The sequence below is a fragment of the Citrobacter europaeus genome, assembly GCF_037482245.1.
Taxonomy (GTDB): domain Bacteria; phylum Pseudomonadota; class Gammaproteobacteria; order Enterobacterales; family Enterobacteriaceae; genus Citrobacter; species Citrobacter europaeus.
On record NZ_CP148084.1, the window covers coordinates 2,949,422 to 2,973,723 of the forward strand.

23 protein-coding genes are annotated in these 24,302 nt (G+C 52.9%); 11 read left to right on the forward strand and 12 right to left on the reverse strand.

Annotated features, from left to right (window positions below; translation table 11 throughout):
- Positions 1–30: 30 nt before the first annotated feature.
- Both dadX and WHR59_RS13980 read right to left on the reverse strand, forming a co-directional pair.
- Positions 31–1,101, reverse strand: a complete 1,071-nt coding sequence (gene dadX / locus WHR59_RS13975; RefSeq protein WP_338843167.1) for a catabolic alanine racemase DadX — start codon at positions 1,099–1,101, stop codon at positions 31–33.
- A gap of 12 nt (positions 1,102–1,113) precedes the next feature.
- Positions 1,114–2,412, reverse strand: coding sequence for a D-amino acid dehydrogenase (locus WHR59_RS13980; RefSeq protein WP_338843168.1), 1,299 nt, complete (start codon positions 2,410–2,412; stop codon positions 1,114–1,116).
- A 322-nt stretch (positions 2,413–2,734) separates the two neighbouring features.
- Between WHR59_RS13980 and WHR59_RS13985 the strand changes: the two genes are divergently transcribed.
- The gene (locus WHR59_RS13985; protein WP_043016064.1) at positions 2,735–4,267 is read left to right on the forward strand and encodes a SpoVR family protein; all 1,533 of its coding nucleotides are present in this window, start codon (positions 2,735–2,737) and stop codon (positions 4,265–4,267) included.
- Between the two features lie 31 nt (positions 4,268–4,298).
- On the opposite strand, the gene fadR is transcribed toward WHR59_RS13985, so the two are convergent.
- Complete coding sequence (gene fadR / locus WHR59_RS13990; protein WP_043016063.1) at positions 4,299–5,018, reverse strand: fatty acid metabolism transcriptional regulator FadR; 720 nt, start codon at positions 5,016–5,018, stop codon at positions 4,299–4,301.
- 236 nt (positions 5,019–5,254) lie between these two features.
- Between fadR and nhaB the strand changes: the two genes are divergently transcribed.
- From nhaB to WHR59_RS14005, 3 genes are all read left to right on the forward strand, one after another.
- On the forward strand, positions 5,255–6,799 hold the full coding sequence (nhaB, locus tag WHR59_RS13995) for a Na(+)/H(+) antiporter NhaB (protein ID WP_043016062.1): 1,545 nt from the start codon (positions 5,255–5,257) through the stop codon (positions 6,797–6,799).
- A 141-nt stretch (positions 6,800–6,940) separates the two neighbouring features.
- A complete protein-coding gene (dsbB, locus tag WHR59_RS14000) occupies positions 6,941–7,471 on the forward strand; it encodes a disulfide bond formation protein DsbB (protein ID WP_338843169.1) in 531 nt (176 codons plus the stop codon).
- Between the two features lie 110 nt (positions 7,472–7,581).
- On the forward strand, positions 7,582–7,923 hold the full coding sequence (locus tag WHR59_RS14005) for a DUF1971 domain-containing protein (RefSeq protein WP_016153372.1): 342 nt from the start codon (positions 7,582–7,584) through the stop codon (positions 7,921–7,923).
- 29 nt (positions 7,924–7,952) lie between these two features.
- Here WHR59_RS14005 and WHR59_RS14010 read toward each other — a convergent pair whose 3' ends face one another.
- The 3 genes from WHR59_RS14010 to WHR59_RS14020 form a co-directional block, all read right to left on the reverse strand.
- Complete coding sequence (locus tag WHR59_RS14010; RefSeq protein WP_003020944.1) at positions 7,953–8,399, reverse strand: YcgN family cysteine cluster protein; 447 nt, start codon at positions 8,397–8,399, stop codon at positions 7,953–7,955.
- 92 nt (positions 8,400–8,491) lie between these two features.
- The gene (locus WHR59_RS14015; protein WP_043016060.1) at positions 8,492–9,151 is read right to left on the reverse strand and encodes a fumarylacetoacetate hydrolase family protein; all 660 of its coding nucleotides are present in this window, start codon (positions 9,149–9,151) and stop codon (positions 8,492–8,494) included.
- Positions 9,152–9,220: 69 nt separating this feature from the next.
- Positions 9,221–9,514 carry a YcgL domain-containing protein gene (locus tag WHR59_RS14020; RefSeq protein ID WP_043016059.1) on the reverse strand — a complete coding sequence of 98 codons (294 nt, stop codon included), beginning with the start codon at positions 9,512–9,514 and terminating at the stop codon, positions 9,221–9,223.
- Between the two features lie 126 nt (positions 9,515–9,640).
- Between WHR59_RS14020 and minC the strand changes: the two genes are divergently transcribed.
- Genes minC through minE form a run of 3 tightly spaced genes read left to right on the forward strand, consistent with a single transcriptional unit; the run spans position 9,641 to position 11,454 of the window.
- Positions 9,641–10,348, forward strand: a complete 708-nt coding sequence (gene minC, locus WHR59_RS14025; RefSeq protein WP_043016058.1) for a septum site-determining protein MinC — start codon at positions 9,641–9,643, stop codon at positions 10,346–10,348.
- 23 nt (positions 10,349–10,371) lie between these two features.
- Positions 10,372–11,184: a septum site-determining protein MinD gene (gene minD, locus WHR59_RS14030; protein ID WP_003020956.1), complete on the forward strand. Its 813-nt coding sequence runs from the start codon at positions 10,372–10,374 to the stop codon at positions 11,182–11,184.
- 3 nt (positions 11,185–11,187) lie between these two features.
- Entirely contained in the window at positions 11,188–11,454 is a 267-nt protein-coding gene (minE, locus tag WHR59_RS14035) for a cell division topological specificity factor MinE (RefSeq protein ID WP_001185666.1), read from the forward strand.
- 86 nt (positions 11,455–11,540) lie between these two features.
- On the opposite strand, the gene WHR59_RS14040 is transcribed toward minE, so the two are convergent.
- Positions 11,541–12,458: a LysR family transcriptional regulator gene (locus WHR59_RS14040; RefSeq protein ID WP_338843171.1), complete on the reverse strand. Its 918-nt coding sequence runs from the start codon at positions 12,456–12,458 to the stop codon at positions 11,541–11,543.
- A 103-nt stretch (positions 12,459–12,561) separates the two neighbouring features.
- Here WHR59_RS14040 and WHR59_RS14045 point away from each other — a divergent pair, with 103 nt between their 5' ends.
- From WHR59_RS14045 to WHR59_RS14060, 4 genes are all read left to right on the forward strand, one after another.
- The gene (locus tag WHR59_RS14045; RefSeq protein WP_338843172.1) at positions 12,562–13,644 is read left to right on the forward strand and encodes a tartrate dehydrogenase; all 1,083 of its coding nucleotides are present in this window, start codon (positions 12,562–12,564) and stop codon (positions 13,642–13,644) included.
- Between the two features lie 251 nt (positions 13,645–13,895).
- On the forward strand, positions 13,896–15,497 hold the full coding sequence (locus WHR59_RS14050) for a BCCT family transporter (protein WP_043016055.1): 1,602 nt from the start codon (positions 13,896–13,898) through the stop codon (positions 15,495–15,497).
- Positions 15,498–15,542: 45 nt separating this feature from the next.
- Entirely contained in the window at positions 15,543–16,667 is a 1,125-nt protein-coding gene (yeaW, locus tag WHR59_RS14055) for a carnitine monooxygenase, oxygenase subunit YeaW (RefSeq protein ID WP_043016054.1), read from the forward strand.
- Between the two features lie 71 nt (positions 16,668–16,738).
- On the forward strand, positions 16,739–17,704 hold the full coding sequence (locus tag WHR59_RS14060; RefSeq protein ID WP_338843174.1) for a PDR/VanB family oxidoreductase: 966 nt from the start codon (positions 16,739–16,741) through the stop codon (positions 17,702–17,704).
- Between the two features lie 48 nt (positions 17,705–17,752).
- Here the strand turns inward: WHR59_RS14060 and rnd are convergent, their stop codons facing one another.
- The 5 genes from rnd to WHR59_RS14085 all read right to left on the reverse strand — a co-directional run bounded on the left by rnd (position 17,753) and on the right by WHR59_RS14085 (position 24,187).
- The gene (gene rnd / locus WHR59_RS14065; protein WP_193145529.1) at positions 17,753–18,868 is read right to left on the reverse strand and encodes a ribonuclease D; all 1,116 of its coding nucleotides are present in this window, start codon (positions 18,866–18,868) and stop codon (positions 17,753–17,755) included.
- A gap of 84 nt (positions 18,869–18,952) precedes the next feature.
- Complete coding sequence (fadD, locus tag WHR59_RS14070; protein ID WP_123915245.1) at positions 18,953–20,638, reverse strand: long-chain-fatty-acid--CoA ligase FadD; 1,686 nt, start codon at positions 20,636–20,638, stop codon at positions 18,953–18,955.
- A gap of 204 nt (positions 20,639–20,842) precedes the next feature.
- Entirely contained in the window at positions 20,843–21,427 is a 585-nt protein-coding gene (locus tag WHR59_RS14075; protein WP_043016050.1) for a Slp family lipoprotein, read from the reverse strand.
- A gap of 94 nt (positions 21,428–21,521) precedes the next feature.
- Positions 21,522–22,217, reverse strand: coding sequence for a tRNA (adenosine(37)-N6)-threonylcarbamoyltransferase complex dimerization subunit type 1 TsaB (tsaB, locus tag WHR59_RS14080; RefSeq protein WP_043016049.1), 696 nt, complete (start codon positions 22,215–22,217; stop codon positions 21,522–21,524).
- Positions 22,218–22,276: 59 nt separating this feature from the next.
- Complete coding sequence (locus WHR59_RS14085) at positions 22,277–24,187, reverse strand: ATP-dependent DNA helicase (protein ID WP_043016048.1); 1,911 nt, start codon at positions 24,185–24,187, stop codon at positions 22,277–22,279.
- Between the last annotated feature and the right edge of the window lie 115 nt (positions 24,188–24,302).

The following is a 24,302-nucleotide window of genomic DNA, read 5'->3' on the forward strand; positions in this document are numbered from 1 at the left end:
GCGCATCGCTATCAGGCAGTCCTACAAAAGTTACACTGTCACCACCGGCACGCGCAGCGCCAGAGAACACATCAATTCGTAACCCACCGTACCCGCGGCGCTGGCTACATCGTCAATTTTAATCTCTTTGCCCCACAGCTCTACCGGCGTCCCTATCCCCGCCTGCGGACACGGCGTCAGGTCTACCGCCAGCATATCCATTGAGACTGTTCCCACCGTAGTGGTACGTATGCCATCCACCAGCACCGGTGTTCCGCCTGGCGCATGGCGCGGATAACCGTCTGCATAGCCGGTCGCTACAATGCCAATACGCTGCTCGCCGCTGGCGGTGTAGCGTCCTCCGTAACCCACCCGGTCTCCGGCTTTCAGCGTTTGTACGCCGATTATCTCGCTGCTCAGGGTCATCACCGGTTTGAGGCCGGTATTGGCGATGTCCTGCCATTGTCCCGACGGCGATGCGCCATACAAGATAATACCCGGACGAACCCAGTCATAATGTGCTTCAGGGTGCCACAACGTGGCGGCCGAATTGGACAGCGAGCGTCTGCACTCCAGTCCTTCTGTCGCCTGCGCAATACGCGCCATGGCCTCCCGGATACCTTCCGGGTGCTCCGCATCGGCAAAGTGTGACATCAGCGTCATTTCACCAACGTTGGGCATCGCCCGCAGCTGTTGCCAGACCGTAGAAACTCTGTCCGGTAAGAAACCCAGCCGGTTCATGCCGCTGTTCACCTTCAGGTAAACATCCAGCGGCGCGTTGAGGCGCGCATTCTGCAACGCTTTTAGCTGCCAGTTACTGTGTACACAGGTGGTCAGACGATATTTGTCATACACCGTTAAATCTTCGGCGTGGAAAAAACCCTCCAGCATGAGTATCGGGCCTTTCCATCCGCGCTCGCGCAGGGTTATCGCTTCTTCAAGATTGAGCATGGCAAAACCGTCGGTTGTGCCCAGCGCATTCCAGACGCGTTCAATGCCGTGTCCGTACGCATTGGCTTTCACCACCGACCAGACGCGAGCGTCCGGCGCGGCTTGGCGGGTGATGCTCAGGTTTTGTTTCAACGCCTGCAGGTCAATGCTGGCCAGTATCGGGCGAGTCATCTCACGTCCTTATCAGTTATGTGCGCCATGTAAATACCGTGGGCGAGATGGAGTAAACCCCGGGCTGTAGCGCGCCACGCTCAGATCGTCGTAAGGAATGGCTGGTGTGCGGCCAGAAAGAATGTCGCTCAGCAACTGACCCGAGCCGCAGGCCATAGTCCAGCCCAGCGTACCGTGGCCGGTGTTGAGTAGTAGATTCTTAAAGCGGGTTCGCCCAACCACCGGTGTACCGTCCGGAGTCATCGGACGAAGCCCGGTCCAGAAAGTTGCCTGTTCCACATGACCACCACGCGGGAAGAGATCGCGTACAACCATCTCCAGCGTTTCACGACGAGGTTGTAGCAATTCCGTATTGAAGCCGACAATTTCCGCCATGCCGCCCACACGAATACGGTTATCAAAACGGGTAATGGCGATTTTGTAAGTCTCATCAAGGATAGTAGAAACCGGCGCGCCGTCATCTTGCGCCACCGGAATGGTCAACGAATAGCCTTTGAGCGGATAGACCGGAATATCAACGATGCCTTTCAGCATCGCCGTAGAGTACGAGCCAAACGCCATTACATAGGCATCTGCTTTGACTATCTCTTCGCCGCACTGAACGCCGTAAATCTGCTCACCATCGCTCAGCAGCTTATCGACCGGCGTATTAAAACGAAACTTAACGCCAGCCTGCTCAGCCATCAGCGCCAGACGCTGGGTAAACAGCTGACAGTCACCCGTTTCATCATTCGGTAAACGCAGACCGCCGGTCAGCTTGTGCGCCACTTCCGCCAGCGCCGGCTCGACTTCAGCCAGGCGGCTTGCTTCCAGCAACTGATAGGGTACGCCAGCGTCTTCGAGCACGGCGATGTCGCGGGTGGCGTTCTCATACTGTTGAGCGGTACGGAAAAGTTGCAGGGTTCCGCCCTGGCGCCCTTCGTACTCAATACCGGTAGAAGCGCGCAGCGCTTTCAGGCAATCACGGCTGTATTCCGCCAGACGCACCATGCGTCCTTTGTTTTCCATGTAATGGCTGGTGTCGCAGTTGCGCAGCATTTGCCACATCCATTTCAACTGGAACTGGGTCCCGTCGAGGCGCACGGCCAGCGGAGCATGGCGCTGAAACATCCATTTAATTGCCTTCAGCGGTACACCTGGCGCCGCCCATGGTGCTGCATAACCTGGAGAGATTTGCCCCGCGTTCGCCGCACTGGTTTCCAGTGCCGGACCGGGCTCACGATCAATGACGGTGACATCGTGTCCAGCCTGACTTAAATACCAGGCGCTGGTCACGCCAACGACACCACTTCCCAGTATGACAACTCGCATAGCCACTCCGTTAACAGTAAAAGAACAATCATCTAATTACATCTTGATAACTCAGTTGAAAATATTATTCAACATATGGCTTTTTTATGGTGACTTATCTCACATATAGCGGTGACAGCGGGGTACTCTCTGCTTTGGCATCTCCTGCTGTGCGTTATTTTTATCCAGCATAAAATTTTGCGACCATACCGTTTTTCGACGCCTCGCTAACGAGAAATCGCAAAGAAAAAATTTCAGCCGCAGCACGTTTTTTAACACCATGATCTATGCTTGAAATGAGGTACTCCAGACAGAGAGTGCCGCCAACAATGAGGGTGCGCGAATGGCTACGATTGATTCCATGAACAAGGACAGCACACGGTTAAGCGATGGACCCGACTGGACGTTTGATCTGCTGGATGTCTATCTGGCGGAAATAGACCGCGTGGCGAAACTCTACAAACTGGATACCTACCCGCACCAAATCGAGGTAATCACCTCCGAACAGATGATGGACGCTTACTCCAGCGTCGGGATGCCAATCAACTATCCACACTGGTCGTTTGGTAAAAAGTTTATCGAAACCGAGCGCTTGTATAAGCATGGTCAGCAGGGGCTGGCCTATGAAATCGTTATCAACTCCAATCCGTGTATCGCGTATCTGATGGAGGAGAACACCATCACCATGCAGGCGCTGGTGATGGCGCATGCCTGCTACGGACATAACTCCTTCTTCAAAAACAACTACCTGTTCCGTAGCTGGACGGATGCCAGTTCCATTGTCGATTACCTGATCTTCGCGCGAAACTATATTACCCAGTGTGAAGAGCGTTATGGCGTGGATGAAGTCGAAAAGCTTCTCGACTCCTGTCACGCGCTGATGAACTACGGCGTGGACCGCTACAAGCGTCCACAAAAAATCTCGCTACAGGAAGAGAAAGCCCGGCAGAAAAGTCGTGAAGAGTATCTGCAAAGTCAGGTGAATATGTTATGGCGCACGCTGCCGAAGAAAGAAGAAGAGAAAACCGTTTCACAAGCCCGGCGTTATCCTTCTGAGCCACAGGAGAACCTGCTGTACTTCATGGAAAAGAACGCCCCACTGCTGGAATCCTGGCAACGCGAAGTCCTGCGTATTGTGCGTAAGGTCAGCCAGTATTTTTACCCGCAGAAACAGACGCAGGTGATGAACGAAGGTTGGGCTACTTTCTGGCATTACACCATCCTGAACCACCTTTATGATGAAGGTAAAGTCACCGAACGGTTTATGCTGGAGTTTTTGCATAGCCATACCAACGTGGTGTTCCAGCCGCCGTACAACAGCCCGTGGTATAGCGGGATAAACCCGTATGCCCTGGGTTTTGCGATGTTCCAGGATATCAAACGTATTTGTCAGTCGCCGACCGAAGAGGACAAATACTGGTTCCCGGATATAGCGGGCTCAGACTGGCTGGAAACTCTGCACTTCGCGATGCGTGATTTCAAAGATGAGAGCTTCATTAGCCAGTTCCTGTCACCGAAGGTTATGCGTGATTTCCGCTTGTTTACCGTACTGGATGACGATCGTCATAATTATCTGGAGATTTCAGCGATCCACAATGAGGAAGGATATCGCGAAATCCGCAACAGGCTGTCGTCGCAATATAACCTGAGCAACCTGGAGCCGAATATTCAAATCTGGAACGTCGACCTGCGCGGCGATCGCTCGCTCACCTTGCGCTATATTCCGCATAACCGCGCTCCGCTGGATAAAGGACGCAAAGAGGTGCTTAAGCATGTGCACCGGCTATGGGGTTTTGACGTGATGCTGGAGCAGCAGAATGAAGATGGCAGCGTGGAGTTGCTGGAGCGTTGCCCGCCGAGGATGAACGGTCTGTAAAAACAAAACCCCTCGAATGAGGGGTTTTTAATTAGCGTCCCTGAATAGCTAAATCGCCCGGCAGGTTCTTCTGCATACGATGCCAAATCTCGCCGCTGTCGTGACCATAGCGACGCACCGTTTCATAAACCTGCTCATGAGCGCCATGCTCGCACAGTTCTGACAGCTTATGGTAGAAGCTCAGCGCCAGCGCGCGCGCTTCCGGATTGGCAAAATAATGGCGGCCAATGCGGGTATATAATCCTTTCATACCATTAAGGATCAAACCGTAAATCGGATTACCGGAGGCAAATGCCAGACCGCGGAAAATGTTATAGTCCAGATCGGCGAACGCATCAGCATGGTCGGCCACCTGATTTGCCGTCGCCAGAACCTCCTGCGCTTTATCAGGATGCTGGCGAAACGCGGTACGAATAAAGATCGTCGAGATGTTGGTACGCACGGACAGCAGATTATCGATAAGCTGCGGAACGCTCTCGTGATCGAGACGCGCCAGCGTTTCAAGGATATTCAGCCCGGAGGTTTCCCAGAAGTTATTCACCTTCGTCGGTTTGCCGTGTTGAATGGTCAACCAACCGTCACGCGCCAGACGCTGTAATACCTCGCGTAACGTGGTACGTGTCACTCCGATCAGTTCAGAGAGTTCACGTTCAGCAGGCAAAATAGTGCCAGGTGGGAAGCGGTTATTCCAGATACTTTCAATGATGTACTCTTCCGCGAACCCAGCCGGGCTTTGCGCCTTAATGACCATAGTAATAATTCCATTACACAGCAAAACATAGTTACAGTTATCATACCAGACGGGTTACATAGCTGATAGCTGACGCAATGAAGAAAAAGTAGATCAAGGCTTCATTTTCCAGATAACGCTAAAGCGCAGCCAGCCTTGCCCGTCGCGTGAATAGCTTGCCTGTATTCCCTCCTCCCGCTAAGCTTTGCGGTCAAACATAAAAATATGATTTCATTTTTAAAGGTAGGGAAATCACCATGGAGCTATCATGGGGTCGCGCTATGTGGCGCAATTTTTTAGGTCAATCACCTGACTGGTACAAACTTGCACTGCTCGTCTTCTTAGTCGTTAACCCGATTATATTTTTTATTAATCCTTTTATTGCGGGCTGGCTGTTGGTGGCCGAGTTCATCTTTACGCTGGCGATGGCGTTAAAATGTTATCCGCTGCTACCAGGTGGGCTGTTAGCTATCGAAGCAGTCATCATCGGTATGACCAGCGCCACGCATGTGCGTGAAGAGGTTGCCGCTAACCTTGAGGTGTTATTGCTGCTGATGTTTATGGTGGCTGGCATCTACTTTATGAAACAGCTGCTGCTGTTTATTTTCACCCGCCTGCTGCTTACGATTCGCTCCAAAACGCTGCTGTCGCTGGCTTTTTGCGTTGCTGCCGCCTTCCTTTCTGCGTTTCTTGATGCGCTGACCGTCGTTGCCGTGGTGATCAGCGTCGCGGTCGGTTTCTATGGTATTTACCATCGCGTCGCCTCTTCCCGCGCGGAAGACAACAACATGCTTGATGACAGCCATATCGATCAGCACAATAAGGTCGTACTGGAGCAGTTTCGTGGTTTTCTGCGTAGCCTGATGATGCACGCGGGCGTCGGTACGGCGTTAGGCGGCGTAATGACGATGGTCGGCGAACCGCAAAACCTGATTATCGCCAAAGCGGCGGGCTGGCATTTTGGTGACTTCTTCCTGCGCATGTCGCCGGTCACCGTACCGGTGCTGATTTGCGGCCTGTTAACCTGTGTGCTGGTCGAGAAATTACGCTGGTTTGGCTATGGCGAAACGCTGCCGGAGACCGTCCGCGATGTCCTGCAACAATTTGACGATCAAAGCCGTCAGCAACGTACTCGTCAGGATAAAATCAAACTGATTGTTCAGGCTATTATCGGCGTCTGGCTGGTGGTTGCTCTGGCCCTGCATCTGGCAGAGGTTGGATTAATTGGCCTGTCCGTCATCATTCTGGCAACGTCCTTGACCGGCGTTACAGACGAACATGCTATTGGCAAAGCGTTTACCGAGTCGCTGCCGTTCACCGCCCTGCTGACCGTGTTCTTCTCTATTGTTGCGGTTATTATCGATCAACAGCTCTTCTCGCCGATCATTCAGTTCGTATTGCAGTCCTCTGAGCATGCTCAGTTGACGCTGTTCTATCTCTTTAACGGCCTGCTGTCTTCAATCTCTGATAACGTTTTTGTCGGCACCATCTATATTAACGAAGCCAAAGCAGCGCTGGAACAAGGGACCATCAGCCTCAACCAGTACGAACTGTTAGCGGTAGCGATTAATACCGGGACCAACCTGCCTTCCGTGGCTACACCAAACGGTCAGGCGGCATTCCTGTTCCTGCTGACCTCCGCGCTGGCACCATTGATTCGCCTCTCTTATGGCCGCATGGTGTGGATGGCTCTGCCGTATACTCTCGTCCTGACGCTCGTTGGTCTGCTTTGCGTCGAGTTCACGCTGGTACCGGTGACCGAGTGGATGACTCAAACGGGCTGGTTAGCTACACTTTCATAACAATTAACCGGGCAAATCACTGCCCGGTTTGACTTTTTGCATGATAATTATCCGATTACGCAAATTTTCAATTCCCGCTAGTGGCGCATAAATTGAATTGGTTTAAACTGCGGTCTCTACGCATGTTGCAGGGAAATTATTATGTTGCGATTTTTAAACCAATGCTCCCGAGGTCGTGGAGCATGGTTATTGTTGGCGTTAACCGCCTTTGCGCTGGAACTCGTTGCGCTGTGGTTCCAGCACGTCATGCTGCTAAAACCTTGCGTGTTGTGTATTTACGAACGTAGCGCATTATTCGGCGTGATGGGTGCGGGGCTGGTGGGGGCTATCGCGCCAAAGACACCGCTGCGCTATGTGGCGATGATAATCTGGATTTACAGTGCCTGGCGTGGGCTTCAGTTAGCGTATGAGCACACCATAATTCAGTTGCACCCATCACCGTTCATGACCTGTGATTTTGCCGCACGCTTCCCGAGCTGGCTGCCGCTGGACAAATGGCTGCCGCAGGTGTTTTTAGCATCCGGTGACTGTGCTGAACGCCAGTGGTCTTTTTTAACCCTGGAAATGCCACAGTGGCTGTTGGGGATCTTCGCCGCTTACCTGGTGGTCGCCGTGCTGGTATTCATAGCACAGCCGTTTAAACCGAAAAAACGTGACCTCTTCGGTCGCTAACAGAGACGCTCCTTCGGGAGCGTTTTTTTTGCCTTAAATCCATTGCCTGCTGGCATCTATAAGATGTATATTAAATACATCTTATAGATGCCACACGAAGGAGATGTCTTATGTCCCATTTACGCATCCCGGCAAACTGGAAAGTGAAACGCTCTACTCCCTTCTTTACCAAAGACAACGTCCCGGCAGCACTTCTTTCTCACCATAACACCGCAGCAGGCGTGTTTGGTCAGCTCTGTGTAATGGAAGGTACGGTAACGTATTATGGCTTTGCCAATGAAGACGCAAAAGAGCCCGAAGTGAAGGTAGTGATTAATGCCGGTCAGTTCGCGACCAGCCCACCGCAGTACTGGCATCGTGTTGAATTAAGCGACGACGCACAATTCAACATTAACTTCTGGGTGGAAGATGACAACCACTCCGATGAGATGTATCAGGCGAAAAAGTCTTAAACCTTAACGCCTGCTAATCGATGGGCGGCTCAGTCCGCCCATGAAGGTTTGTTCAGGATATGATCCTGCCAGTCACGTACTTCCGATTCTTTTACCGCAATATGACGAACTGAGATACGTTCACCGTGCATCGCCGCTTTAGACCCCGTCAGCAACGGATGCCACTCCGGCAGCCCTTTACCTTCCGCGAGCAGACGATACGCGCAGGTCATTGGCAACCATTCAAAAGTCGGCAAATTATCGCGCGTCAGTTTGATGCAGTCAGGCTCGTACTCGAATCGACGTTCGTAATTACGGCACTGACAGGTTTTGATATTGAGTTGCTTACACGCGACGTTGGTAAAGTAGATTTCGTCGGTGTCTTCATCCATCAGCTTATGCAGGCAGCATTGACCACATCCGTCACATAATGACTCCCACTCGGCATCGGTCATTTCATCAAGGGTTTTACTTTGCCAGAAAGGTATGTCGCTCATCAGGGTTTCCGCTATTGCATTAAAGCTGCACCTTATAACCAGTCTGGCACGCTGATGCAAGTTTTGCCGCCCGAAAAGGCGGCAAGCAGAGATTACAGTACGCGGGTCGTCAGCGTTTGACCGTTAAAACTGATCGCCAGTTCATCACCGCTGCTTAATGGCCCCACGCCTGCTGGCGTGCCCGTCAGCACAACATCACCCGCTTTGAGGGTAAAGAAACGACTCATATAGGCAATCAAAGGAACGATTTGATGGATCATATCCGCCGTGGAGCCGTGCTGACGCTGTTCACCGTTGACCGTCAACCCGAGCATCGTATCCTGTGGATCGCCGTTAAATTCCGCTACGGGAATAAATCCTGACAGCGGGCAAGAGTTATCAAAACCCTTCGCTTTTTCCCATGGCTGCCCCGCTTTCTTCATTTTGCCCTGGATATCGCGCAGGGTCAGATCCAGTGCGACGCCATAACCCGCGATGGCTTTGCGCACATGATCTTCCGTCGCCTGTCGCAGGGTCGCGCCAATCAGCACAGCCAGCTCAACTTCATGGTGAACCGACCCCATATCAGATGGGATCACCAGCGGCTGGCGTAAATCGCACAGTGCGGTTTCCGGTTTAATAAACAGCACCGGCTCTTCGGGGGGGGTTCCGCCCATCTCTTTAATATGGTTGGCATAGTTACTTCCTACGCAAACCACCTTACTCACCGGATAATCCAGCAGAGCACCATGCCAGTTGTGATGTTGATACATTACTTTCCCCTAACGTAGTCATAGATTTCAGGTACTGCATCGATGGAACGTGCTGCTGGCGGATGCAGTTTAACGTTTAGCGTCTGGTGTATTTTGTTTTGTCGCAGCCAGATGCTGTTTAAGTAAATCTTCTGGCGGCGGTGGTATTTGTAAATAATAGCCCTGCTCGGCCAGGGCCTGTTTTACTTTTTCAAGATCGGCATTAACCAATTTTTTTCGACCATCAAGCGGTAACATCATTGCCAGCGTCGGCTGACCAAATCCTTTCATCAGTTCTTCAGGAACGCGTGAGAAATCGTCTTTTTTTTCGACATATAAATAGGTCTGGTCACGTTTGCTGCTTCGGTAGATCACACAAAACATATCTTTTACTCTGAATTCACGGAATGGTGGCTTGCCTCAATATAATACTGACTATAACATGCCTTATAGTCTTCGGAATATCACCCCGCGCTGGGGATGATAAATAGCAAATTGAGTAAGGCCAGGATGTCAAACACGCCAATCGAGCTTAAAGGCAGTAGCTTCACCTTATCAGTGGTTCATTTACATGAAGCAGAACCCGAGGTTATTCGTCAGGCGTTGGAAGACAAAATCGCGCAGGCGCCGGCTTTTTTAAAACACGCTCCCGTGGTGGTTAACGTGAGTGGTCTTGAAAGCCCGGTCAACTGGTCAGCGCTGCAGAAAGTTGTTACGTCTACCGGATTGCGCATTATTGGCGTTAGCGGATGCAAAGACGCCAGACTCAAGGCTGAAATCGACGAAATGGGCCTTCCTTTACTGACTGAAGGTAAAGAAAAAGCTATTCGTTCTGCGCCTGTTGAGACCCCGGCTCCCGTTGCTCCGCCGCAAAACGTTACTCCCATCACAAAAACACGATTAATAAATGTGCCGGTTCGTTCCGGTCAGCGCATTTATGCTCCACAATGTGATCTGATTGTTACAAGCCACGTCAGTGCAGGCGCAGAGCTTATCGCTGATGGTAATATTCATGTTTATGGCATGATGAGAGGCCGTGCGCTGGCAGGCGCAAGCGGCGATCGGGAAGCGCAAATTTTTTGTACCCATCTGACGGCAGAACTGGTGTCTATCGCAGGTGTTTATTGGCTGAGTGATAAAATCCCAGCAGAATTTTATGGCAAAGCGGCCCGTCTGCAATTAGCAGAGAACGCTTTGACAGTTCAACCGTTGAATTGATCCCTTTTTAACAAGGAATTTCTATGGCACGCATTATTGTTGTTACTTCGGGTAAAGGGGGCGTTGGCAAAACCACCTCCAGCGCGGCCATCGCTACAGGTTTGGCCCAGAAGGGAAAGAAAACTGTCGTTATTGATTTTGATATCGGCCTGCGTAACCTTGATCTGATTATGGGTTGTGAACGCCGCGTCGTTTATGACTTCGTCAACGTTATTCAGGGCGATGCGTCGTTAAATCAGGCGTTAATCAAAGATAAGCGTACCGAAAATCTCTTTATTCTTCCGGCCTCACAGACTCGCGATAAAGACGCGCTGACGCGTGAAGGCGTCGCGAAAGTTCTGGACGACCTGAAAACGATGGAATTCGACTTCATCGTCTGCGACTCCCCGGCGGGTATTGAAACCGGTGCGCTGATGGCCCTGTATTTTGCCGATGAAGCGATTATCACCACTAACCCGGAAGTTTCCTCTGTACGTGACTCTGACCGTATTCTGGGTATTCTGGCGTCGAAATCTCGTCGTGCGGAAAACGGTGAAGATCCGATTAAAGAGCATTTGTTGCTGACGCGCTACAACCCTGGCCGCGTAAATAAAGGTGACATGCTGAGCATGGAAGACGTACTGGAAATTCTGCGAATCAAGCTGGTTGGCGTGATTCCTGAAGATCAGTCAGTCCTGCGCGCGTCTAACCAGGGTGAGCCGGTTATTCTCGACATCAATGCCGATGCCGGTAAAGCCTATGCTGATACCGTAGACCGTCTGTTGGGAGAAGAACGTCCTTTCCGCTTCATTGAAGAAGAGAAGAAAGGTTTCCTCAAACGCCTGTTCGGAGGATAAGTTATGGCATTACTGGATTTTTTTCTCTCGCGGAAAAAGAGCACAGCGAACATCGCTAAAGAGCGACTGCAGATTATTGTTGCGGAACGCCGTCGTAGTGACGCCGAGCCACATTATTTACCGCAGTTGAGGAAAGATATTCTCGAGGTTATCTGCAAGTATGTACAAATTGATCCTGAAATGGTCACCGTACAGCTTGAGCAAAAAGACGGCGATATTTCTATCCTCGAACTTAACGTGACATTACCTGAAGCCGAAGAATCTAAATAACGGCTTTGCTCAGAGAGTCATCGTTACAAAAAAGGCAGATTATTCTGCCTTTTTTATTTTCTGTTTCTTGCCAGGCTGCTACACCTTTATTCCAAAGTAAACTTTGGATAGTTTTCGGTAAAATAGCGGCGCAAATACTCAACCGTAATACGGATTTTTGCCGACGTCGCCAGCCGGGAAACATAAACCGCCCAAATATTTGCTGGTTGATAATACTCGGGCAATATGTGTATCAGGTTGCCGCTGGCAATGTTGTCGCAAACGTCCCACCATGACCGCAGAGCTATTCCCTGCCCATCAAGGCACCACTGATGTACCACTTCGCCATGATTAGACGACAAAGGCCCCGTAACTTTAATCGAATGCGCGCCCTCTTTATTGCGCATTTGCCAGATACCAAACGGATGGTCGCGCTCTTTGATGACCAGACAAGGAAAAGTGGAGAGATCGTTGAGTTGCTTCGGCGTCCCATGCTGCGTCACAAATTCCGGCGAGGCGCACAGAATACGGTAGTTAGTCGCCAGCTTGCGGGCAATCAGGTTCGGCGCGATATCATCCCCGATACGAATATCAAGATCGACGCCCTCATTCACCATATCCACCAGGCGGTCTTCAACATCGAACCGCAGTTCTAATTGCGGATACTCTTTTGCCAGCGCAGACAGCGCCGGAGCCACCACCCGGCGGCCAAAACCAAAGCTACTAATAATACGTAGCATCCCCTGCGGGATCTGCCTGGCATCTGATAGCTCGTCCATCATCTGATCGACATCCTGCAGGATCCGCTGCGCCCATTCGTAGATCCGCTCCCCCTCTTCCGTGATGGTTACGCGCCGCGTTGTCCGGTGCAGCAGCACTACATTCAGCGTTTGCTCCAGCAGGGCAACGCGCTTACTGATAAAAGCCGGTGAGACGCCCAGCTCTTCGGCAACGGCGGCAAATCCAGCACGACGGGCAACCAGCATAAAGACGCGTAAATCATTTAGCAGCGGCAGATTATTCATGATCTGTGTTTTATGTTTCACCAGTTAGGGGGATTAACTATTAATCAGTCAATTATAGGATAAGGGGAAAGTCAATTTTGATGGCGTACAAGTGAGAGCTGCTATGAAGAAAACCTGGCGTATCGCCGCTATCCCCGGAGATGGCATTGGTAAAGAAGTTCTGCCTGAGGGCATTCATGTGTTGCAGGCAGCCGCCGAGCGTTGGGGGTTGTCGCTCAGCTTTGAGCAAATAGAATGGGCCAGCTGCGAATACTACGCCCATCACGGCAAGATGATGCCGGATGACTGGCATGAGCAGCTGCAATCCTTTGATGCTATCTATTTTGGCGCGGTTGGCTGGCCGGACACCGTGCCTGACCACATCTCATTATGGGGTTCGCTGCTTAAGTTTCGCCGCGAATTCGACCAGTACGTCAACCTGCGCCCGGTGCGCCTGTTTCCGGGCGTCCCTTGCCCACTGGCTGGCAAGCAGCCAGGCGACATTGATTTCTACGTCGTACGCGAAAACACCGAGGGAGAATACTCTGCCCTCGGCGGACGCGTGAGCGAAGGTACCGAACACGAAGTGGTTATCCAGGAATCGGTCTTCACCCGTCGTGGCGTTGATCGTATCTTGCGTTACGCTTTCGAGTTGGCGCAAAACCGCCCGCGCAAAACCCTGACCTCAGCAACCAAATCCAACGGCCTGGCCATCAGCATGCCTTACTGGGACGAACGCGTGGAAGCAATGGCGGCTAACTATCCCGAGATCCGCTGGGATAAACAGCATATCGATATATTGTGCGCCCGCTTTGTGATGCAGCCGGAGCGTTTTGACGTCGTGGTTGCCTCCAACCTGTTTGGCGACATCCTCTCCGATCTTGGCCCGGCCTGTACCGGAACGATTGGCATTGCACCTTCTGCCAACTTAAATCCGGAGCGCACCTTCCCGTCGCTGTTCGAGCCGGTACACGGTTCGGCCCCCGATATCTACGGCAAGAATATCGCCAACCCTATTGCGACTATCTGGGCTGGCGCCATGATGCTCGACTTCCTTGGCAACGGTGATGCCAGCTACAAAGCCGCCCACGACGGTATTCTGGCGGCAATTGAGCAGGTCATTGCCAGCGGCCCGAAAACGCCGGATATGAAAGGCAACGCCACAACCCAACAGGTAGGTGAAGCCATCGCTCAGGCACTGCGTTAGAGGTCAAACCACGAAATATGAGCCGCGTCACTGACGCGGCTTTTTTATGCGTTTTATGCCGTCAATAACCTGCGCCAATTCACCTTTTATTATTTCCGTTCCGTGTTTTATTGCTTCACGCATCGGGCAATTGTTTAATTCATGTAAAGAACAAATAATAAAATTGTTAAATACAAAATCACTGATTCCCTACAGCATGATAACAACGACAGGCTAATGCCATACGCGGGCAACTGTGCCCAGGAGATCCCATGTTGAGCAACGTAAAGAAAAAAGACATGCCGCTGATAGCCATCAGCCTGGTGGCTATTCTTTTCATCGCCGCCACGCTTAGTCTCTTCCCTCAGCAGTCTGCACAAGTCGCAAATACCCTTTTTAACGGCGTTACCCGGATGCTGGGTTCCGCCGTGCAGATCCTCGTTCTGATGGCGATGGGTCTGGTCGTCTGGCTGGCTACCAGCAAATACGGCAACATTCGTCTGGGTGAAGGGAAAGCGGAATACAGCACGCTGTCCTGGCTGTTTATGTTTATATGTGCCGGATTAGGCTCCTCAACACTCTATTGGGGTGTTGCTGAGTGGGCCTATTATTACCAGACTCCGGGGCTGAATATCGCGCCGCATTCGCAAAAAGCGCTGGAATATAGCTTACCCTACTCCTTTTTCCATTGGGGGATCAGCGCCTGGGCGACTTATACCCTGGCCTCACTAACAATGGCCTACCACTTTCATGTGCGTAAAAACAAAGGGCTGAGCCTGTCCGGAATTATTGCCGCTATCACCGGCGTCCATCCGCAGGGCGTGTGGGGTCGCCTGGTTGATTTGATGTTCCTGATCGCAACAGTTGGCGCGTTAACCATCTCTCTGGTTGTCACCGCCGCCACCTTTACCCGCGGTTTATCTGCCCTCACGGGTTTGCCGGATAACTTCACCATGCAGGCGTTTGTGATCCTGTTCTCTGGCGGCATTTTCTGCATGAGCTCCTGGATTGGCATCAATAACGGTTTGCAACGTCTGAGCAAAATGGTCGGCTGGGGGGCATTCTTACTGCCGCTGCTGGTGCTGATCGTCGGCCCGACCGAATTTATCACCAATAACATCATCAACGCCATTGGCCTGACGACACAAAACTTTTTGCAGATGAGCCTGTTCACCGATCCACTTGGCAACGGTGAGTTCACCCGCAACTGGACGGTGTTCTACTGGCTGTGGTGGATCTCCTACACCCCAGGCGTGGCAATGTTTGTCACTCGCGTATCCCGTGGTCGCAAAATCAAAGAGGTTATCTGGGCGTTAATCCTCGGTAGTACCGTTGGCTGCTGGTTCTTCTTCGGCGTGATGGAAAGCTACTCAATCCACCAGTTTGTGAACGGTGTGATCGACGTACCGCAGGTTATGGCGACACTGGGCGGTGAAACGGCCGTACAGCAAGTGTTGATGTCGTTGCCAGCCGGGAAACTATTCCTGGTGGCGTATCTGGCGATCATGATTATTTTCCTTGCCTCGCACATGGATGCCGTCGCCTATACCATGGCCGCCACCAGCACGCGTAACCTGCAGGAAGGGGAAGATCCGCAGCGTAGCTTACGACTGTTCTGGTGCGTGGTCATCACCCTGATCCCCTTATCGATTTTATTCACCGGCGCATCCCTGGAAACCATGAAGACCACGGTGGTTCTGACCGCACTTCCCTTCCTCGCCATTCTGTTGGTGAAAGTCGGCGGTTTTCTTCGCTGGGTACGGCAGGACTATGCCCACGTTCCTGCGCATCAAATTGAAAGTCATCTTCCCGAAACGCCAGTTAACGCCCCCGTTGCGCCACCGGCCGGGACATTACTCAAAGGCGACAATTAAGCGCCAGTATAAAACCCTCTTACTCACAAATTAAAAGGTATTCCAATGAGCAATCTAAGCCCTGAGTTTATTCTGCCGCAAAATTTCTGTGCCAACCCGCAGGACGCCTGGACTATCCCTGCCCGGTTTTATACCGACCATCAGGCCTTCGAGCACGAACAAGAGAAAGTGTTTGCTAAAAGCTGGATTTGCGTCGCCCACAGTAGCGAGCTGGCAAAGCCCAATGATTATGTTACCCGTGAAGTGATTGGCGAGAACATCGTGCTGGTACGGGGTCGCGATAACGTGCTGCGCGCGTTCTACAACGTTTGTCCGCATCGCGGTCATCAGCTGTTGAGCGGCGAAGGGAAAGCGAAAAATGTAATTACCTGCCCTTACCACGCATGGGCGTTCAAACTTGACGGCAATCTGGCGCATGCGCGTAACTGCGAAAATGTCGCCAACTTCGACAGCGAAAAAGCGCACCTTACCCCTGTACGTCTGGAAGAGTATGCCGGATTCGTGTTTATCAACATGGATCCGAACGCAGGCAGCGTAGAAGAACAACTCCCTGGTCTTGCAGACAAAGTTATCGAAGCCTGCCCTGACGTGCATGATCTGAAACTGGCGGCGCGCTTTACGACCCGTACCCCGGCAAACTGGAAGAATATTGTCGACAACTATCTGGAGTGCTACCACTGCGGCCCGGCCCACCCAGGTTTTTCCGACTCGGTTCAGGTTGACCGTTACTGGCACACCATGCACGGCAACTGGACGCTGCAACACGGTTTCGCCAAACCGTCAGAGCAGTCATTTAAGTTCGAAGAAGGTGTTGATGCCGCCTTCCACGGTTTCTGGCTGTGGCCATGCACCATGCTCAACGTCACGCCAATCAAAGGCATGATGACCGTTATCTACGAATTCCCGGTGGATGCGGAAACCACGCTGCAAAACTATGACATTTACTTCACCAACGAAGAGCTGACCGAAGAGCAGAAACAACTGATCGAATGGTATCGCAACGTCTTTCGTCCTGAAGATTTACGTCTGGTTGAAAGCGTGCAAAAGGGGCTGAAATCGCGCGGGTATCGCGGTCAGGGCCGCATTATGGCGGACACCAGCGGCAGCGGCATCTCCGAGCATGGCATTGCCCATTTCCATAATCTGGTCGCGCAGGTGTTTCAGGAATAACCCGGGGCTGTAACGACAGACACCGGCGCGTCGTTGAACCGCGCCGGACAGATTTTTTAGGGAGTGCCGCAATGTCTGATTATCAAATGCAAGAAGTCCGGGTCAGTCGGATTGAGACCATTACCGCGCAGGTAAAACGCTTCACCCTAATGCCAACCTCAGGCCAGCCGTTGCCTGCGTTTCAGGGTGGCAGCCATATCATCGTGCAGATGCGCGATGGCAAGAACCTATACAGCAATGCGTACTCGCTGATGAGTTCACCCTTCGATACCAGCGCCTGGCAAATCGCCGTACGACTGGAGGAGGCGTCCAAAGGCGGCTCGCGATATCTGCATCAAAAGGTGAAACCCGGCGACACGCTCACGATCTCCACGCCAAACAATCTGTTCGCCCTCGCCCCTCAGGCACAACAACATCTGTTGATTGCCGGAGGTATCGGCATCACACCGTTTTTATCGCAGATCCCGGAGCTGGAACACTCTCAGGCAGAATGGCAGCTACATTATTGCTCTCCCAGCCTGGACAACTGTGCATTTCATGACGAACTCCTGCAGTACCCCAGCGCCGGTCGCATTCATCTGCACCTCTCAAGCGCAGGCACCCGCCTTGATTTAGCACGCCTGCTGGCCGATGTTGAACCCGGCACGCATATTTATACCTGTGGCCCAGCGGTGCTCAACGATGCCGTCAGAGAAGCGGCTTCCCGCCATGGGCTGGATAGCAATACGCTACATTTCGAACAATTTGCGCTGGAAGATAAAAGCGGCGACGCCTTCACCCTGGTGCTGGCGCGTTCCGGGCGCGAGTTTGTGGTTCCGGAAGAGATGACCATTTTGCAGGTTATCGAAAATAACAAAGCTGCACGCGTTGAGTGTCTGTGCCGGGAAGGCGTGTGCGGCACCTGCGAAACAGCGATTCTTGAAGGGGAAGCGGATCACCGCGATCAATACTTTAGCGACGACGAAAAAGCCAGCCAGCAGAGCATGCTCATTTGCTGCTCTCGCGCCAAAGGTAAGCGCCTGGTACTTGATTTGTAGCGTTCGCAGGCCGGGTCAGCAATGGCGCGACCCGGCGAGTCTGGTGACTTACTGCGGATATTCCTGCAGCAGCGCGTTGAGACGATCGGACATCAGTTCGCCACGCCAGCCGGAAACCAGCTCCGGCAGGGTCTGCTGCGGCTTTAATTTCCAGTGCCAGTTGAGCAACTGGTTGATCTGACGGCGGGAAGCCAACAGTTCGACGCTAAGATTTTGTTCCGCACTCACTTCGGCAACCAGCGTCTTGATGGCTTTGAACGCCTTGCGATATCCTGGCATATCCATCAAATTCAGTAGCGGCTGCGGCAGCGACTCTTCCGGTAAAGCCTGGGCCTTTTCTACCAGCGAGATTAGCGTTTTGCCGTGGAAGCGAATTTCGCTTCCGGAAAGACCCAGGCTATCCAGTTCACCCAGGCTGCCCGGCATATAACGTGCCACCGCCCACAGATGTTCTTCACGCACCACGAAGTTTACCGCCAGATCGCGCTCGCGCGCTTTACGCAGCCGCCAGTCGGCAAGCAGTTGCAGGCAGGCTAACTGACGGGTACGAAGTTGCCAGGCGTTGGTGATGTCGCGCCAGGCATCTTCAGGTGCCAGAATCTCCTGGCGACGCTGTTGCATCAAGCGGCATTCGTCCAGCGCGGCTGGCAGCCAACCGCTGGTTTCAGTTTCAGCCATCAGCTTTGAGGTGATCGGTAACAGATACCAGACGTCAGCCGCCGCATATTCGCACTGACGTTCGGTCAGCGGTCTGGCCAGCCAGTCGGTACGCGACTCGCTTTTGTCGAGCGCCACGCCCGTAAACTCTTCCACCATCGCGGCAAAGCCCCACGACAGCGGACGACCGCAAAAAGCGGCCAGAATTTGTGTATCAATTAACGGCTGCGGAAGTTCGCCAAAAGCGTTGAGGAACACTTCCAGGTCTTCACTGCCCGCATGCAGGAATTTGGTGATGGCGGTATCACGCAGAATATCGCGCAACGGCGACCAGTCGGTGATCCCCTGCGGATCAATCAGAGCAACGTGTTTGCCATCAAACAGCTGGATCAGCCCCAACTGCGGATAATAGGTACGTGTGCGAACAAATTCGGTATCCAGGGCTATCGCCGGAAATTCACGGACGGCTTCGCACAGCGTGGCCAACGCGTCGTCCGTGGTGATCATTTGATAATTCAAATCGTGCTCTCTTAGGTTTACGCCAAAAAAAACGCCGGATTACCCGGCGTTTTCTGCTGGCTGACTTAACGCTCAGCCTTTATTGTCCACTTTGGCGCGCGCTTCGTCACGTAATTCTCGTCGCAAAATTTTACCGACGTTAGATTTCGGCAACTCATCGCGAAACTCAACCAGCTTCGGTACTTTATAGCCCGTCAGGTGACGACGACAGAAAGTAACCAGCGCTTCATCGGTTAACGAGGCGTCTTTCTTCACCACGAAAATTTTCACCGCTTCACCGCTGCTGCCGGACGGAACGCCAACTGCAGCTACTTCCTGCACGCCAGGATGTTGCATAACCACGTCTTCAATTTCGTTCGGATAAACGTTAAAGCCGGAGACCAGGATCATATCTTTCTTACGATCGACAATACGCAGGAAGCCTTCGTCATCCATCACCGCAATATCGCCAGTGTGCAGCCAGCCATCTTTGACGATTTCGTCAGTGGCGTCTGGTCGCTGCCAGTAGCCCAGCATCACCTGCGGACCTTTCACGCACAGTTCGCCCGGTTCTCCCGGCGGCACTTCGTTGTCGTCGTCATCCACCAGTTTGACCTCGGTGGAAGGAACCGGTAACCCGATACTGCCGCTATGGTAGTCGATATCGTGAGGGTTGACGCTCACCAGCGGGGCGCACTCCGTCAGACCATAGCCTTCCAGCAGATACTGCCCCGTCAGCTTCACCCAACGTTCAGCTACCGCTTGTTGAACCGGCATGCCGCCGCCTGCTGAAAGGTGCAGTGACGAGAAATCCAGTTGCTGAAACTCTTTGTTATTCAGCAGCGCGTTAAACAGCGTATTGACGCCGGTCATCGCGGTAAACGGATACTTCGCCAGCTCTTTGACCAGTCCTGGGATATCACGCGGGTTAGTAATCAGCAGGTTTTGACCACCCAGCTCAATAAACAGCAGGCAATTCATCGTCAGCGCAAAAATGTGATACAGCGGTAGAGCCGTTACCACCAGTTCTTTGCCCGGATGCAGCAACGGGCCGTAGGTGGCGTTAACCTGCTCCAGGTTAGCCAGCATGTTGCGGTGCGTGAGCATCGCGCCTTTCGCCACGCCGGTTGTCCCGCCGGTATATTGCAGGAACGCCAGATCTTCCGACACAACTTCGGGTTTCACATACTGCATGCGATAACCGTTTTGCAGCGCACTGCGAAACGAGATGGCATCCGGCAGGTTATATTTCGGCACCAGCCGTTTGATATACTTGACGACAAAGTTGACCAGCGTCCCTTTTGCGGTCGACAGCTGATCGCCCATACGCGTCAGGATCACGTGTTGTACCGACGTTTTGTCGACCACTTTTTCCAACGTGTGAGCAAAGTTGGACACGATGACAATCGCCGACGCGCCGCTGTCATTAAGCTGATGTTCCAGCTCGCGAGGCGTGTAAAGCGGGTTAACGTTCACGACGATCATGCCGGCACGTAAAATCCCAAACAGTGCGACCGGATATTGCAGCAGGTTCGGCATCATCAGCGCGACGCGATCGCCCTTTTTCAGCCCCAGGCCTTGTTGTAAATAGGCCGCAAATGCCCGGCTCCGCTCTTCAAGCTTGCGGAAGGTCATCACCTCCCCCATGTTTACGAACGCGGGTTGATCGGCATACCGTCTTACTGAGTGTTCAAAGAGTTCCACCAGGGATTGATAACGGTCAGGATTGATCTCCGCAGGAACACCAGCGGGATAACGGTTAAGCCAAACCTTTTTCAATACATCACCTCTAAAATGCGTATTCGTCGTCATCACAACCCCAGGCAATAAACAAACTGTTAACATAATATTAACTCAGCGTACCAGTTTGTTTATTACACAACGACAAGGTTGCGAAGCACGTCACTATTTATTTTTCTTATATCCACGTTAATGCAGAAACAGCGGACGAGCCGCTGTTTCTTTTACCAATAATACAAAGAGTTACTCAGTTACTATGGTCTGAACCTGTGCCGGGCCGGGATTGTACCATCCCCATCCGCCGTAGCCACCGTAAGGCCAGCCACGCGCACCGTAGAACCAGGGGTCGATAGGCTGAGGCGGCATAACAATTTGCTGAGTAATATGCCAGCGTTTATAACCGGTTACCTGCATCAGCATGAATTTATACGGCGTATTACCGATTTTTCCGTCCACCGTACCGCTAATCGGACCGACGACGGTAACCAGTTGCCCGCGAAAGTCCACCGGGTCGAGGAAGCCATTTACATCAGCATATATCCGCCCGCGGGAGGCTTCGCCCAGCACGGGTCGCGCCCCGCTATCAAGAGGAACGGTGGCTATTTCCAGACGAGATTTCCCCTGCTGGTTCTGAATATCCACCACTTTGCCGCCGAAACGCGCCTCCTGACCGACATACAGCTGCGGCGCATTCATTACCCGCACCAGATCCTGCTGCGGCGTTGGGCTCGAACCTTTAATTGCGTCCGGGATGGTGACGCAGCCGCTAAGCATTAACGCTAATGCTCCCGCCAACACACCTTTCAAGAACTGCTTTTGCACCGCCATATTGCGACTCCCTTTTCTTAGCTTCTGCCCCGGCCTGTTCACCATGTTGCGTACTGACGCCTGCGCGAATTAACCGGGGATGTACTACTAAGATTCATTCTTTACCGGGAAGTTTCTTCCACGCGACGGTGTTACGTAAATAAACCGGTTCAGCATGTTCAACCGCCACGGTGTTACCGGCAGCCAGCATTTGCGTGGCAACAGGCAGCATATCTTCAGCCGCTGGAAGCAAAACGTCGCCATCGCGGAGCATCAGACCGCTATCTTTGCCAAGTTCAGGCCACGCAGGCCAGCCCGTGCCGACCGTTACCCACTCGCCAGACAGCTGCAGTAAACGCTCATGCACCTGTTCGGGGGTTAACACCGCTTCGGTTTCTTCTCCGCGCCAGTTTCCGTTGTCATCACGCTGGTATTCAGCCCAGTAGACTTCGCCCATTCGCGCGTCAATTGCAGCCAGTACGCGGGTCGAACCCGACTTACGCCAGGCTCCCTGCGCCATTGTCGCGAGGGTGGAGACGCCGATCATGGGTAAATTCGCGCCTAACGCCAGCCCCTGAGCAATGCCAATCCCAATACGTACGCCGGTGAAACTGCCGGGACCGCGACCAAACGCCAGGGCGTCGATATCGGTTAACGTAAGATCGCCAGCGGCCAGGATTTCCTGGACCATCGGTAAAATTCGTTGGGTGTGTTCTCGTGGGCAAAGCTCGAAATGAGCCTTGACAGTACCGTCATTCCACAGGGCAACAGAGCACGCCTCTGTGGCGGTATCGATAGCCAGAATTCGCATGGGTGTTTGTGATCAGGTCAAATAAATTTGGCGCGCATCTTACCACACTCCGTTACAAATTACTCAGTCGTTGGTATGGCAAGAAAGCGAACAGCGCGAGCAATGTCACGCGTACGCGGCGCAGGAGGAAGGCTCGCCAGGAAGGTGGCGCCGTAAGGCCGCATCACCAGACGATTGTCGCAAATCACCAGTACCCCGCGATCGTCGGCGTCACGAATCAAACGGCCCACCCCCTGTTTCAGGGTGATGACCGCATCCGGCAACTGAACGTCTTCAAACGGATCGCCGCCGCGCAAACGACAGTCTTCCATCCGTGCTTTTAACAGCGGGTCGTCCGGCGAGGTGAACGGTAGTTTATCGATAATTACCAGCGACAGCGTATCGCCGCGCACGTCCACGCCTTCCCAGAAGCTGCTGGTGGCAACCAGTAACGCATTACCTGCGCTGACAAATTGCTGTAGCAGTTGTCCTTTGCTGGTTTCGCCCTGCAGCAGTACAGGGAGCGTCATGGTGGCGCGGAATTGTTCAGCCAGATCGCGCATCATCGCGTGTGAGGTACACAGCATAAAGCAGCGACCGTTATTCGCTTCGATAATGGGACGAAGCATGGATGCCAACTGACGCGCAGCCCCCGGCTGATTGGTTTGCGGGAGATTACGCGGCACGCACAGCAGCGCCTGGCGGGTGTAATCAAATGGACTTGGCAGCAGCATCGACTCGGCATCTTCAATACCCAGCCGCGCGGTGAAGTGGTGAAGATCATCGTTTACCGACAGCGTCGCGGAGGTAAAAATCCAGCAGCCCGGCTTTTGTTCCATCACTTCTTTAAATTTATCCGCCACCGTGAGCGGCGTCAGCGCAAGGGTGAAATGGCGGGAGGTGCATTCATACCAGTAGCTGAAGCCCGGCTGGTTGATCTCTTTCAGGCGCTTCAGACGAGCGCGGTAAAGCGTGGCGCGTTCAAACGCGGCATCCAGCAAGGCCGAACGTCCGAGGGACAGTTTCGCCACGTCGTAACACAGCTCCAGCGTGTCATCGAGCAACAAAAACGCGCGTTGTACACGCTGGTCAGCCAACAGTTCCCGCAGGTTTCCGCGATAGCCCGGCTCGCCAAGCTGTAGGCGGAAGTCCTGAGCGCTTTGCGCCAGGCGGTCGGCGCATTTTTGCAGTTGCTGAGTGTCTTTCAGCTCGGTGCGATAGGCAATGGTGATATCTTTCGCCAGATCCAGCAGTTGGCGACTGGAGAGCGATTGACCAAAGTACTGGCTGGCAATATCCGGTAACTGGTGCGCTTCATCGAAGATCATCACCTCCGCTTCAGGGATCAGCTCGCCAAACCCACTCTCCTTCACCACCATGTCAGCGAGAAACAGATGGTGGTTTACCACAACCACATCTGCATCCATTGCTTTTTTGCGCGCTTTAACGACAAAGCACTCTTTATACAGCGGGCAGTCGCTGCCAAGACAATTGTCGTTAGTGCTGGTCACCAGCGGCCAGGCCTGAGAGTCTTCGGCCACGCTAACGCAGGTGCTGATGTCGCCATCAAGGGTTTGATTTGACCATGAGCGCAGAAGGATGACGTCGCTCAAAGTTTGCACCGGCAGGTCGCCGCCCGCCAGCGCCTGTTGTTCGAGACGCTCAAGGCACAGATAATTTGAACGCCCTTTCAGCAGCGCCAGTTTACCGGTGAACTCCAGCGCTTTCGCCACGGTGGGTAAATCCCGGCTGTAAAGCTGATCCTGTAACGCCTTCGAGCCCGTGGAGACAATCACCTTCTTTCCGGCACGCAGCGCAGGGGCAAGATAAGCGTAGGTTTTACCCGTTCCGGTTCCGGCTTCTACAACAAGCGGCTGTGATTTTTCGATGGCATGACTGACTGCGAAAGCCATCTGCCGCTGTGGTTCACGCGGTTTAAAACCGGGTATCGCTTTAGCCAACTGACCGTCTGCTGCAAAATCGTCCGTCACACTGCCCCCTGTTCATTTGAACAGGGATTATGTCAGGCCAGCGGTTCTTTCGCCAGTTGAAGAGGTGACGTGGGCACAACATTATGGCAGTCTTGGCGCAACCCAAAGCTATTTG